The sequence below is a fragment of the Streptosporangium brasiliense genome (genome assembly GCF_030811595.1).
GTDB lineage: Bacteria > Actinomycetota > Actinomycetes > Streptosporangiales > Streptosporangiaceae > Streptosporangium > Streptosporangium brasiliense.
Genome location: NZ_JAUSRB010000002.1, coordinates 1242690 through 1255245, shown reverse-complemented (window position 1 = coordinate 1255245; position 12556 = coordinate 1242690). Strand labels below are relative to the sequence as shown.

Sequence of the window (12556 nt, the reverse complement as noted above, 5' to 3'; positions counted from 1 at the left end):
CGCGTGTCCTTAGGTGTCTGGAGCCGTACGGTACGGCGGCTCACCACAGTGCGGCCAACTCGGTCACGTGACCGTCGGAGGCGTGCCGCGAGTCCGACAGCAGCCGCAGATCGCTGTCGACCATCAGGGCGATCATCTCCTCGAAGGAGACCACGGGTTTCCAGCCGAGCCGCTCCCTGGCCTTCGCCGGATCGGCGCACAGCAGGTCGACCTCCGCGGGGCGCAACAGGGCCGGGTCCACCACCACGTGCTCGCGCCAGTCGAGGCCGACGTGGGCGAAGGCCATCGAGACCAGCTCGCGCACGCTGTGCGTGACGCCGGTGCCCAGGACGAAGTCCTCCGGCTTCTCCTGGCCGAGCATCAGCACCATGCCGCGCACGTAGTCGCCGGCGAACCCCCAGTCGCGCTCGGCCTCCAGGTTCCCCAGCCGGAGGGAGTCCCGCAGGCCCAGCTTGATGGCGGCCGCGGCGAGCGACACCTTCCGGGTCACGAACTCCGGACCGCGCACCGGTGATTCGTGGTTGAAGAGAATGCCGGAGACCGCGAACATGTCGTACGACTCACGGTAGTTCTGCACCGTGTAATGGCCGAACACCTTCGCGACGCCGTACGGGCTGCGCGGATGAAACGGCGTGAGCTCATTTTGCGGGGTTTCCCTAATCTTCCCGAACATCTCCGAGGAGGACGCCTGATAAAAGCGCGGCTGCCCTGGGCCCGGGGTCCGCGACGCCGTTATGCCGCCGACGATTCTGAGGGCTTCCAGCATGCGCAGCACGCCCATCCCGGTGATCTCCGCGGTAGTGGCCGACTGCCGCCACGAGATGGGGACGTAGGACAGGGCCCCCAGGTTGTAGACCTCGTCGGGCCGGACCTGGTCCACCGCCGCGACCAGGCTGGCCTGGTCCAGCAGGTCGCCGCTGACGAGCCTGACCTCCGGGTTCGGCCGCCGCCCGCCGCGGACGGCCGGCGGGGCCTGACCGCGTATCATTCCGAATACTTCATAACCGGCATCGAGAAGGTGTTCCGCGAGATAGGTGCCATCCTGGCCGGTAATCCCAGTGATCAGTGCTCGCCTAGTCAGGATAATCTCCCAGCCATGAGACCATAGAGAAATGGGCGCATCACCCGTTGCCGCCGCTCACGATACGCGACATTCTTACCGGTATCACTAATTGCGAAAGCAATATAGTGAATTTACTAGTGGACCGGTGGGCGGCTCAGGCCCCGGCGAGGTCGGTGGCGGTGAACAGGGCCACGGCCCGGGTGCCGACGCGCAACGTCTGACGGGGGCGCATGCCCGCGCCGGCGGGCACCCGGCGGCCCCGGACGGTCACCGCGACCACCGCGCGCGGCGGGAGGACCGCCGCCAGCGCCGACAGCATCTCCGGCAGGCCCTCGTCCGCGCGGCTCCCCTGCCACACGGTCTGCTCGCTGTAGGGCGGATCGGTTATCACCACGTCGGGCCGGTGCCCGGCGATCGCCGCCGCCAGCCCGGCCCGGTCGAAGACGTCGGCCTGCCGCAGGGCGTACGGCACCGGCCCGCCGTCGGCGGCGAGCCGTCCGGCGAGCCGCCCGGCCGCCTCGGCGGCCTCGGCGTAGCCGGGCTTGCCGAAACGGTCGGCCCGGTCGTTCAGTTCGGCGGCCCGGGCCCGCAGCCCGGTGTCGGTCAGCAGGTCGAGGTTGGCCCGCGCGATCCGCAACGCCTCGGTGGAGACGTCCGAGGCCAGCAGCGCCCCGATGCGGCGGCGGTGCAGGAGCCCCAGGACGGTCAGCAGGTATGCGCTCCCGCAGCACGGATCCCACACCACGGCGGGCTCGTCGCCGCCCCGTAGCGCGAGCGCCCGCTGGAAGATCTCGGAGACGAGCCGCACGGGGAAGGCGGGGAAACCGGGGGCCGAGTGGAGCACGGCGCCGCTGGCGAGATCGCTGTAGTCAGCCCGCGTCGTCTCGTACCGGTACGCCAACCTGCCCGTCCTCCTCGTTCAGCGCCCATGTTATCCCGGGTCGCGCCTCTATCCGGCAGAAGTCGGTCGGCGACAGCGGCGCGACCTCACCCAGGGTGAGGCCGGCCTTCCCGCACAACCGCTCGAAGTCGCCCCGGGTCCGCTCCAGGCCGCTGCCGTTGACGAGCAGGTTGAGATCGTTGAGGTAGGGGAGAGGGTCCGCGCCCGGTGGCACCGTGTCGGGGAGGACGTGCTCGACCATCAGGATCCGCCCGTGCTCGGTGACGCTCCGCGCACAGTGCTGGAGAATCGTCGCCGCCCGGTCGTCGCCCCAGCCGTGCACGACGCTCTTGAGCAGGTAGAGATCGGCGCCCTCCGGGACGCCGGCGAAGAAGTCGCCGGCCTCGATCCGGCAGCGTCCGGCGACACCGGCCCGGCGCAGGGTCTCCTCCGCCCGGGACGCGCCGGTGGGGCTGTCGTAGATCACTCCCCGCAGCCCGGGGTGCTCGCGCAGGACCGCGGCGATCAGCGTTCCGTCCCCGCCGCCGACGTCCACGACGGTTCCGGAACGGCCGAAGTCGTAGCTTCGGGCGAGGGCCTCGGCCACGCCCCGCGTCCCCTGGCTCATCGCGGTGTTGTACAGCTCCGACAGTTCGGGGTCGCCGCTCAGATGGCCGAAGAAGTCGGTGCCGAACGCCTCGTCGAACGCGGGGCGGCCGGTGCGCACGCTGAACTCCAGGTTCTGCCAGGCGGTCAGCATCGCGGGGTCGGTGAGCATGCGGGCGAGCGCGTACAACGACCCCGGCCGGTCACCGCGGAGCAGCGCCCCCACCGGGGCCACCGCGAAGCGGTCCGGGCCCGTCTCCGTGAGCACCTCCAGCGCGGCCAGCCCGCGCAGCAGCCGCAGCATCGTGTGCTCCGGCACGCCGTACCCGGCCGCGAGGTCCGTCGAGGAACGCTCGCCGTCACCGATCGCCTCGGGCAGCTTCAGCCGGATGCCCAGCCCGACCACCTGGGTGGCCCTGCCGCCGAAGACGAGCCGCAGCAGGTCCGGCCACGGGTTCTTCTCCACCTGCTCCTCCATGGCGCTGGCGTCCGTCCTCCCTGCTTGCTCCTCCATGGCGCTAGCGTCCGTCCTCCCTGCTTGCTCCTCCATGGCGCTGGCGACCGTCCTCCCGGCCCAGGCCGAGGCGGATCGCGCGCTCGACCGCCGAATACCGCCCGTCGGCCCGGGTGAGCTCCAGCTCCCCGACCGGTTGCAGGGACGGCTGCGCCATGAACCGGGGCCGGGTGCCGGTGTTGGAGACGGGCGTGTGCACCAGGAACGGGTGGCACAGGTAGACATCGCCCGCCTCACCCGTGGCCGAGGCGAGCGGCCGGCCCGCGCCCACGTCGCCGGCCTTCAGGTATGTCCCCTCCGGGCCGTACGGCTCGAGCAGGGGTGGCACGTCCAGGTGGGAGCCGACGCGGATGAGCGTGGGGGCGTCCCGGTCCCCGGTGTCGGAGTACAGGAACAGCAGCAGCAGCGACCGCCCGCGCGACACCGTGTTGCACCGGAAGATCTTGTCGTAGTCGGGCGGGACGAGCGCCTGCTCGCCCTCCCAGTCCGGGCCGCCGGCCGCCTCCGCCTCGGCGGCCAGGAAGCTGGCGTCGATGTGCCAGCCGTAGTCCTCGGCCTCCTCCGGCCTCCGGACGCCGGGGAAGCGGACCGGGAACGTCCCGACCTGCTCGATGGGCCTCCACCGTCCGGGCCCGACCAACTGGTCGTAGGCGGCGTGCAGGGCGGGGGTGTTGGCGCTGCGCACGAACGGCTCGTCGCTCTGGGCCCCCAGCCTGACCACCTCCCTGGTCCAGGTCGTGGGATCGTCCGGATCCATGCCGAGCTGCTTCCAGAGGATGTCGCGAGCCTGGGCGGCGAGTTCCTTGGGAAACGCGCCCTCCAACCGGATGAAGCCGTCTGAGACAAAGCTCTCGATCTGCTCATCTGTGAGTACCTGGGCACCCATCGCACTCCTTATGGAATAGGCAAGTAATCCGCCGCCTGGAGATCGTTATATCCCGGAACCAACCCGCGGCGGCCCGCGCGGACCAAGAACTAGCATTTCCCTCAGATCCGATTCCCCCGGGGGGAGTTAGCCTCGATAACTCCTGCGCCCAATAGAACGGGAGGTGGATCCGTGACGTGGCGGCTGACCGTCGGCCCGTCGTCGCCGGCCGGTGGCAGCCCGCCGGCCCGACTCCCGGACCCCGGGCGGGACCGGAGGCCGGGGCCTTCGACCGCGCGGTCCGCGGCACCTTTCCGGAGAATCGGCGGGGACGCCGTCCGGGGCGGATCGCGGCTTTTCTTATGGGAAGCCCAACGTCTTTCACGCGTGGAGGCCGCATGAAAATCGAAGTGCTCAAACCGTCCTGCAATCTGGAGACGATCAGGGACGGGCGCGGCGGAATTTTCACCTGGGTGCCACCCGATCCCATCCTGGAATTCAACATGCTGCACCTGCACCCGGGAAAGGTGCGCGGCCTGCACTACCATCCGCACTTCGTCGAATACCTGCTCTTCGTCGAGGGCGAAGGCGTGCTGGTCACCAAGGACGACGCCGACGACCCGGACTGCCCCGAGGAGTTCATCCACGTCTCGCGGGGGGTCTGCACCAGGACGCCGAGCGGGGTCATGCACACCGTCCACGCCGTCTCGTCGCTGACGTTCATCGCCATGCTCACCAAGCCCTGGGACGAGTGCGACCCCCCGTTGGTGCAGGTCGAGCCCCTGCCGCACACCCTGAGGCGCGTGTGAGGGTCGCGGTGGCCGGCGCGCGGGGCTTCGTCGGAGCGGCCATCACCCAGGCGCTCGGGGCCGTGGCCGTCCCCGTCAGCCGCGAGAACTACGAGGAAGTACGGCGCAGCGGCCCGTTCGACGTGCTGATCAACGCGGCCTGCCCGTCACGCCGCTACTGGGCGCGGCACAACCCGGCCGACGACCACCGCGAGACGGTGGTCAAGACCCGGGCATTCCTGCGTGAGTGGGAGTGGGACAGGTTCGTCCAGATCAGCAGCATCTCCGCGCGCACCCAGCCGGACACCCCCTACGGCGCGCACCGGGCCGAGGCGGAGGAACTCTGCGCGGGCAACCTGGTCGTCCGCCTGGGTCCCATGTACGGCACGGCCTACGTCAAGGGCGTCCTGATGGACATGATCGGAAACCGGCCGGTCTACACGGCGGGCGAGTCACGCCAGAGCTTCGCCCCGGTCGAGTGGTGCGGCCGGTGGGTGGCCACTCACCTGGAGGCCAAGGGTCTGTGGGAGGTGGGCGCCAGGACGACGATCACCCTGCGGGAGATCAGGGACGCCGTCGGCTCGCGCTCCACCTTCGACAGCGACCGGATCGACGACCAGTTCCCCCTGGTCACCACACCCGAGGCGGACTGGCCGGTCGCCGCGGACGTGGTCGGCTGGCTCAGCGCGAGATGCGGAGCCGGCGGAGGATGAGGCGCCCGGCGGACTCTCCGGCGGCCTCTCGGACCCGTTCCACCGAACTCACTCGGCTCATGGTCGAGCGAACTCACTCAGCTCATGGTCGAACACGATCTGGAGAAGCATGACAACGTCCGAACAAAGTGACGGCATCAAGGGCCGGCCGACCGGTCACCGGACCGGCGCAGGTCACATGACGGTCATCGACCGCTGCCGCATCTGCGACAACACCGAGCTGCTGCCCGTGCTCGACCTCGGCCCGCAGGCGCTCACCGGGGTCTTCCCCCGGACCCGCGACGAGCCCGTCCCGCAGGTCCCGCTGGAGCTGGTGGTCTGCTCGCCGAGCGGCTGCGGCCTGGTGCAGCTGCGCCACACCGCCGACTTCGGGCTCATGTACGGCGAGCACTACGGCTACCGCTCCAGCCTCAACCGCTCCATGGCCGACCACCTGCGCGGCAAGGTCGCCGCCATCAGGGACCTGGTCGATCTCGGCCCCGGCGACCTGGTCGTGGACATCGGCAGCAACGACGGCACCCTGCTGTCGGCCTATCCCGCCGACGGCCCCACCCTGGTCGGGGTGGATCCCGCGGCCGCGGCCTTCGCCGAGTTCTACCCGCCGCACGTCGAGCTGATCCCCGACTTCTTCGCGCGCGACCTGCTCGGCGGGCGCCGCGCCAAGGTCGTCACCTCCATCGCGATGTTCTACGACCTGCCGCGCCCGATGGATTTCATGGAGGAGGTGCGCGACCTCCTGACCGACGACGGCATCTGGGTGATCGAGCAGAGCTACCTGCCCGCGATGCTCCACTCCACCGCCTACGACGTGGTCTGCCACGAGCACCTGGACTACTACGCGCTCCGCCAGATCGAGTGGATGGCCGAGCGCACCGGCCTGATGGTCGTCCACGCCGAGCTGAACGCGGTCTACGGCGGCAGCCTCTCGGTCGTCCTGGCCAGGAACACGGCCGGCCGCGGGGCCGACGGGCCGGCCCTGGCCCGTATCCGCGCCGGTGAGGAAGACCTCCCCTACGCGGCGTTCGCCCGCCGGACCAGGGAGCACCGCGACCGGCTGCTCGACTTCCTCGACGAGTCACGGAAGCAGGACCTGCTCACCCTCGGCTACGGCGCCTCGACCAAGGGCAACGTGATCCTGCAGTACTGCGGGCTCGGCGAGGCCGACCTGCCCTGCATCGCCGAGGTCAACCAGGACAAGTTCGGCTGCTACACCCCCGGCACCGGCATCCCGATCGTCTCCGAGGAGGAGGCCCGGGCGCGCCGTCCCGACCAGTTCCTGGTCCTGCCGTGGATCTACCGGGAGCCGATGATCGCCAGGGAGCGCGACTTCCTGCGGTCGGGCGGGAAGCTCGTCTTCCCGCTGCCCGAGCTGGAAGTGGTGTGAACCGTGGCGACCTGCCTCGTGGTCGGCGCCCACGGCCAGGACGGCACGCTCCTGCGCGAGCTGCTCGCCCGGCGGGGCGACGCCGTCGTGGCCGTGGGCAGAGGCGAGGTCGCCGACGTCACCCGCCGGGACGAGGTGCTCCGGCTGGTCGAGGCGGTCCGGCCCGACGAGGTCTACCTGCTGGCGGCCGTGCAGGGCCCGGCGCAGGACGGGCCCGCGGACGCCCGCGCCTCCTACGAGGTCAACACCCTGCCGGTGGTGTACTTCGCCGAGGCGCTGCTGGCGCACGCCCCGGCGGGGCGGCTCTTCTACGCCGCCTCCTCCCACGTCTTCGGAGAGCCGGAGACGGCCGTGCAGGACGAGTCCACCCCGCTCCGCCCGACCTCGCTCTACGGGATCACCAAGGCGGCCGGGCTGCTGCACTGCCGCGCCTACCGGGAACGGGGGGTCTTCGTCTCAGCGGGGATCCTCTACAACCACGAGTCGCCGCTGCGGCGGCCGGGCTTCGTCTCGCGGAAGATCGTACGGGCCGCGGCGCGGGCGGAAGAGGTCACGCTCGGCTCGCTGAGCGCCACCGTCGACTGGGGGTACGCCCCCGACTACGTGGCCGCCATGGCCGCCGTGCTCCAGGCGGACGGCCCCGGCGACTTCGTCGTGGCCACCGGCGAACCGCACACGGTCGAGGAGTTCGCCGCCACCGCCTTCGGCCTCGCCGGGCTCGACTGGCGGCGCTACGTCCGCCAGGACCCCGCCCTGCCGCACCGCGGCGGCAAGCCTCTGGTCGGTGACGCCGGCCGCCTGCGCGCGGTCACCGGCTGGCGGCCCACGGTGGACTTCACCGGCATGATCCGCAGGCTGCTCCAGGCCGAACTGGACGGAGCCGGACCGGGCGGAGGGGCGCGGTGCGGAAGCCCGTCCGCCGACGGAACCGCCCTCCGGCGGCCGGAAAGCGAAAAGGACCACCTCTGATCTCTCAGAGATGGCCCTTCACCTCGGGAAGTACTGCTACGTCGGGGTGACAGGATTTGAACCTGCGACCTCTTCGTCCCGAACGAAGCGCGCTACCAAGCTGCGCCACACCCCGGTGCACGTCGGTCTTGCTCGTGCTTGGGAAAGTCTAGCGGACTTCGCGGGTGCTTGCGTCACTTCGGCGGCGGGGCACCAGCGTCAGGAGGCTCGCCTCGGGGAAGCAGGCGAAACGGACCGGGGAGTAGGGGCTGGTGCCAAGCCCGGCGGAGACGTGGAGGTAGGCGGAGTCGTGGCGGCTCAGACCCTTGACGCGGGCCCGGTCGATGCCGCAGTTGGTGACCAGGGCGCCGTAGAAGGGGATGCAGAGCTGGCCGCCGTGGGTGTGGCCGGCGAGCAGCAGCTGGTAGCCGTCGGAGGCGAAGCGGGTCATGTTCCGGGGCTCGGGGGAGTGCATGACGCCGAGGCGGAGGTCGGCGTCGGCGGGAGCGGGGCCGGCGATCAGGTCGTAGCGGTCGAGGTTGATGTGGGAGTCGTGGATGCCGCCCACGGCCACGTCGAGATCGCCGACCTTGATGCGGGCGGTGGTGTTGTTCATGTCCAGCCAGCCCTCGACGGCCATGGCGGAGCCCAGCTCCTCCCAGGGGAGCGAGGGGATCTTCTGGGCGTGGTCGCCCTTGGAGGTGCGCCAGAGGTAGCGCGCGGGGTTCTTGGGGCGCGGGGCGTACATGTCGTTGGAGCCGTAGACGAACAGGCCCGGACGCGACAGCAGCGGTTCGAGGGCGTGCAGGAGCGGGCCGATCGCGTCGGGGTGGGCGATGGAGTCGCCGGTGTTGACCACCAGGTCGGGCTTGAGGTCGCCCAGTGAGCGGACCCAGTTGATGAGCATCCGCCGGCCCGGGGTGAGGTGCAGGTCGGACAGCTGCAGGATGCGCACCGGACGCTGGCCGGGCTCCAGCACGGGCACGTCGAAGCGGCGCAGGCGGAACGCGTTGCGCTCGACGACCGAGGCGTAGGCGAGGCCGGCCATGCCGACACCGAGCAGGGACAGGGGCACCGCGGCTGCTTTCCTCACCCTTTCATCATGCCCGACATCGAGCTCCCCGAAGGAGACTTGGGCTGTGGCGAGCTGGTGAGACGGCAAGATGGAGCACATGAGCACATTGAAGGACAGGCTGAAGGCCGACCTCACGGCCTCGATGAAGAGCAGGGACGAGATCCGCACGCGGACGATCCGCATGGCCCTGGCGGCCGTGAACGTCGAGGAGGTCGCCGGTAAGACGGCGCGCGAACTCTCCGACGACGAGATCATCAAGGTGCTGACCAAGGAGGCCAAGAAGCGCCGGGAGGCGGCCGAGGCGTTCAGCGGCGCCGGCCGTACGGAGCAGGCGCAGGCCGAGGTGGACGAGCAGGCCGTGCTGGAGGAATACCTCCCGGCCCAGCTCTCCGACGAGGAGCTCGGCAAGCTCGTGGACGAGGCCGTCGCCGAGACCGGCGCCGCCGGTCCTCAGGCGATGGGGCAGGTCATGAAGGTCCTCAACCCCAAGGTCGCCGGGCGGGCGGAGGGCGGCCGGGTGGCGCAGGCCGTGCGCGCCCGCCTGACGGCCTGAGCCGGGCCGCCCGCCCGCCTGACGGCCTGAGCCGGGCCGGTGCCCTGAACCGGGCCGCGGGCCCGCCCTGGGCGGCGCTGTGGGCCCGCCTGGCGGCGGGATGACACCGGTAGACCCTTGATGTGACGAGAGCCCTCCCCGATGTCTCAGGGAGGGCTCCGGCGTCTCTACGGGGGCTCCGGCGTCCGCACGGGGGCCCCGACGGCTCTACGGGATGATGGGGACGGTCAGCTCACCGGGGTCGCCGTCGTTCGGGACGCCGCCGTTGGCGTCGTCGATGATGATGTTGCCGTCGTCCTGGGGCGGCCCGTCGCCGTCCACGTTGCCGGGCTTCCTGACGGGCGGCGGCGCGCAGGCGCCGGAGCAGCCCCCGAAGCGACCCGTGTTCACCGGGGTGAAGGAGCTCGGATCGACGCCCTTCAGGGCGCCCAGCATGGAGCTCTTCCAGATCCGGCCGGAGATCGAGGCGCCGTACACGTAGCTGTAGTAGCGCCCGCCGATGGTCACGCCGACCAGGTCGTGCTTGAAGGCGCCGCGCGGGTCGCCGAGGCTGACCGCGGAGGCGAGGTCGGGGGTGAAGCCGGCGAACCAGGCGGCGGTGTAGCCGTCGGTGGTGCCGGTCTTGCCCGCCGCCGGCCGGCCGATCCCGCCGACCTCGGTCATCGTGCCCTTGGTGAACACCCCGGACATGATGTGGGTGGCCGCGTCGGCGACCTCCTCGTCCAGGACCTGGCTGCACTTCGGCTTGTACGGCGTGATCTTGCCGTCGCGGTCGCGGATCTCGGTGATGGCCATGGGCTTGCAGTAGGTGCCGCGGGCGGCGATCGTCGCGTAGGCGGCCGACACGGTCACCGGGTCCATCTCGTTGACGCCGAGCGTGAACGTCTGGACCTCACGGAGCTTGCCCCCGTCGGCCCGCTTGATGCCCAGCTTCTTGGCCATCTTGACCACGTCGCAGAGGCCGACCTGCTCCTCCAGCTTCAGGAAGAAGGTGTTCACCGAGCCGAGCGTGCCGGTCGTCAGGGTCTTGAAGCCGCCGCCGCCCTCGCTGGAGTTGTGGACGTCGTGCTTGGGGTCGCCGACCCGGTTGCCCTCGCAGTCGCGGAAGGCGCCGTAGCTAGGGGCGTAGTAGACCGACCCGGTGCTGTTGCCGTCGTTGAGCTTCATCCCCTTGTCCAGCGCGGTCAGCAGGGTGAAGGGCTTGAAGGTGGAGCCGGCCTGGAAGCCCGCGCCGCCGCCGTGCAGGCCGTCGGCGGCGAAGTTGATGCTGGTCTCGTTCTTCTTCTTGTCCCTGCCGAACTTCCGGCTGGTGGCCATCGCCTTGATGGCGCCGGTGCCGGGGACGACCATCGCCTGCGCCGCGACGGGCTTGTCGCTGGTCTTGACGTATTCGCGCAGGGCCTTCTCGGAGGCCTTCTGCGTCTTCGGGTCGAGCGTCGTCTTGATCGTCAGGCCGCCGCGCTGGAGCCGCTTCTCGCGCTGCGCGGGGGTCTTGCCGAACTCGGGGTTGTTGCGGATCTCCTCGCGGACGTAGACGCAGAAGTAGGGGTACGGGCTCGTCTCGCAGCCGCCGGGGGCGGAGATGTCCTTGTATCCGAGCTTCTTGGCCTTGGCCTCCGCGGCCTCCTGTGGCGTGATCTTGCCGAGCTCGGCCATCCGGTCCAGGACGATGTTGCGCCGCTGCAGCAGCAGCCGCTGCTTGGCCTTGCCCCCGTTGGGGTCGGTCCCGTTCGGGTCCTGCACGGCCCCGGCGAGGGTGGCCGCCTCCCACAGGTTCAGCTTGGCGGCCGGCTTGCCGAAGAAGCGCTTGGACGCGGCCTGGATGCCGTAGCCGCTCGCGCCGAAGTAGGAGATGTTGAGATAGCGCTCGAGGATCTCGGCCTTGGTGTATTTCTCCTCGATGGCCATCGCGTAGCGCAGCTCGTTCAGCTTGCGGGAGAAGGTCGGCGCGATCGCGGCCTCTCTCTCCTCCTCGGTCTCCGCGCTGTTGAACAGCACCTGCTTGACGTACTGCTGGGTGATGGAGGAGCCGCCCTGGATGCCTCCGCTGCCCGTGGCGTTCTTCACCGCCGCGCGGAAGGTGCCCTCGATGTCGATCGGGCCGTGCTCGTAGAACCGGAAGTCCTCGATCGAGACGATCGCGGTCTTCATGATGTCGGCGACCTGGTCGAGCGTCACCGACTCGCGGTTCTCGTAGTAGAACTGCGCGAACTGCTTGCCGTCCGCGTCCAGCAGGGTCGTCTTCTCCGGGAGAGGGGGCTCCTTGAGCTCCTCGGGGAGCAGGTGCAGCTCCTCCGTGGTGGAATTCACGGTCAACCCCGCGCCACCCACCGCCGGAAGCGCGATGGCAGCGACCAATACGCCCGCGGCGACAGCCGCGGCGAGCAGCCGCGCGACGTTGCCGACCGCCGATTTCTGATCTTTGCCTTGAGCCTGCACGAGTCCAAGGGTACGTCGGACGGATGGCCCAAACGGTAACGGAACACTATTTCAGCTCGCGTCGAGTACGTACCGGGTCAGGTGACTAGTCATTCCCGGCCACATGGCCGCTGATGACCATGCGAGAAATTGGTCCCGCCGGGGTCTGTCGGCCCGAACGTCTGGTTGCGTACGTTCTCCTTCTGCGGCAATTGAATACGGAGGCTCGACGACCGCGCCCGTCGGCCCCAAGTCACGACTGACCACCTAAGGGGAGTGGGGTCGAATGTGGATCACGGATTGGACCTCCCGTGCTGCCTGTAAGGGTGCGGATCCTGACGCGCTGTTCGTTCAGGGCGCTGCCCAGAACCGAGCGAAGCTGATCTGCCGAGGATGCCCGGTCCGGACCGAGTGCCTCGCCGACGCGCTGGACAACCGCATCGAGTTCGGGGTGTGGGGCGGGATGACCGAGCGCGAACGCCGGGCGCTGCTGCGCCGGCGGCCGGACGTCGACTCCTGGCGGGACCTCCTGGAGGTCGCCAAGGAGGAGTACGAACGGACGAATGAGCTGATCGCCGGCTGAGCCCGCCGATCCCGTACGGCTGGCGCCCGGCGCCAGCCGTACCTTTCTCATGTCCGGAGTCCCTGAGACCCTCATGCCCGGAGTCCCCGGGACGTGCCCTGGGCCTCGGGGGCCGCTCCGGCCGGAGGCGTGCTCCGCCACAGGGCTCCGGAGCGGGTGCTCCGGA

At 70.1% G+C, this 12556-nt stretch carries 12 protein-coding genes and 1 tRNA gene; 6 read left to right on the top strand and 7 right to left on the bottom strand.

Translation table 11 applies throughout. The features are described from left to right. Nucleotides 1-40 precede the first annotated feature (40 nt). From J2S55_RS14315 to J2S55_RS14300, 4 genes are all read right to left on the bottom strand, one after another. Complete coding sequence (locus J2S55_RS14315) at nt 41-1063, bottom strand: GDP-mannose 4,6-dehydratase (RefSeq protein ID WP_306875422.1); 1023 nt, start codon at nt 1061-1063, stop codon at nt 41-43. 154 nt (nt 1064-1217) lie between these two features. Continuing rightward, a complete protein-coding gene (locus J2S55_RS14310) occupies nt 1218-1964 on the bottom strand; it encodes an rRNA methyltransferase (RefSeq protein WP_306860677.1) in 747 nt (248 codons plus the stop codon). Then, nucleotides 1933-3063: a methyltransferase gene (locus J2S55_RS14305; RefSeq protein ID WP_306860675.1), complete on the bottom strand. Its 1131-nt coding sequence runs from the start codon at nt 3061-3063 to the stop codon at nt 1933-1935. Before J2S55_RS14305 ends, J2S55_RS14310 begins: the two co-directional genes overlap by 32 nt. A gap of 4 nt (nt 3064-3067) precedes the next feature. Then, nucleotides 3068-3949 carry a phytanoyl-CoA dioxygenase family protein gene (locus tag J2S55_RS14300; RefSeq protein WP_306860673.1) on the bottom strand — a complete coding sequence of 294 codons (882 nt, stop codon included), beginning with the start codon at nt 3947-3949 and terminating at the stop codon, nt 3068-3070. A gap of 377 nt (nt 3950-4326) precedes the next feature. On the opposite strand from J2S55_RS14300, the gene J2S55_RS14295 reads away from it, so the two are divergent. From J2S55_RS14295 to J2S55_RS14280, 4 genes are all read left to right on the top strand, one after another. Further along, nucleotides 4327-4737, top strand: coding sequence for a cupin domain-containing protein (locus tag J2S55_RS14295; protein WP_306860671.1), 411 nt, complete (start codon nt 4327-4329; stop codon nt 4735-4737). Next, nucleotides 4734-5429 (top strand): NAD-dependent epimerase/dehydratase family protein, encoded by a 696-nt coding sequence (locus J2S55_RS14290; RefSeq protein ID WP_306860669.1) that lies wholly within the window; start codon nt 4734-4736, stop codon nt 5427-5429. The genes J2S55_RS14295 and J2S55_RS14290 overlap by 4 nt, the downstream gene beginning before the upstream one ends. Nucleotides 5430-5607: 178 nt before the next feature. Further along, on the top strand, nt 5608-6813 hold the full coding sequence (locus J2S55_RS14285) for a class I SAM-dependent methyltransferase (RefSeq protein WP_306860667.1): 1206 nt from the start codon (nt 5608-5610) through the stop codon (nt 6811-6813). Between the two features lie 3 nt (nt 6814-6816). Beyond that, nucleotides 6817-7782 (top strand): GDP-mannose 4,6-dehydratase, encoded by a 966-nt coding sequence (locus J2S55_RS14280; protein WP_306860665.1) that lies wholly within the window; start codon nt 6817-6819, stop codon nt 7780-7782. Between the two features lie 41 nt (nt 7783-7823). Here the strand turns inward: J2S55_RS14280 and J2S55_RS14275 are convergent. Both J2S55_RS14275 and J2S55_RS14270 read right to left on the bottom strand, forming a co-directional pair. Beyond that, nucleotides 7824-7897, bottom strand: a tRNA-Pro gene (locus J2S55_RS14275). Nucleotides 7898-7930: 33 nt separating this feature from the next. After that, nucleotides 7931-8809: a metallophosphoesterase gene (locus tag J2S55_RS14270; protein WP_306875419.1), complete on the bottom strand. Its 879-nt coding sequence runs from the start codon at nt 8807-8809 to the stop codon at nt 7931-7933. A 124-nt stretch (nt 8810-8933) separates the two neighbouring features. On the opposite strand from J2S55_RS14270, the gene J2S55_RS14265 reads away from it, so the two are divergent. After that, nucleotides 8934-9389 carry a GatB/YqeY domain-containing protein gene (locus tag J2S55_RS14265; protein WP_306860663.1) on the top strand — a complete coding sequence of 152 codons (456 nt, stop codon included), beginning with the start codon at nt 8934-8936 and terminating at the stop codon, nt 9387-9389. Between the two features lie 207 nt (nt 9390-9596). Here J2S55_RS14265 and J2S55_RS14260 read toward each other — a convergent pair whose 3' ends face one another. Beyond that, on the bottom strand, nt 9597-11828 hold the full coding sequence (locus tag J2S55_RS14260; RefSeq protein WP_306860661.1) for a transglycosylase domain-containing protein: 2232 nt from the start codon (nt 11826-11828) through the stop codon (nt 9597-9599). Nucleotides 11829-12093: 265 nt separating this feature from the next. Here J2S55_RS14260 and J2S55_RS14255 point away from each other — a divergent pair, with 265 nt between their 5' ends. Continuing rightward, the gene (locus J2S55_RS14255; RefSeq protein WP_306860659.1) at nt 12094-12390 is read left to right on the top strand and encodes a WhiB family transcriptional regulator; all 297 of its coding nucleotides are present in this window, start codon (nt 12094-12096) and stop codon (nt 12388-12390) included. Nucleotides 12391-12556: the final 166 nt, after the last annotated feature.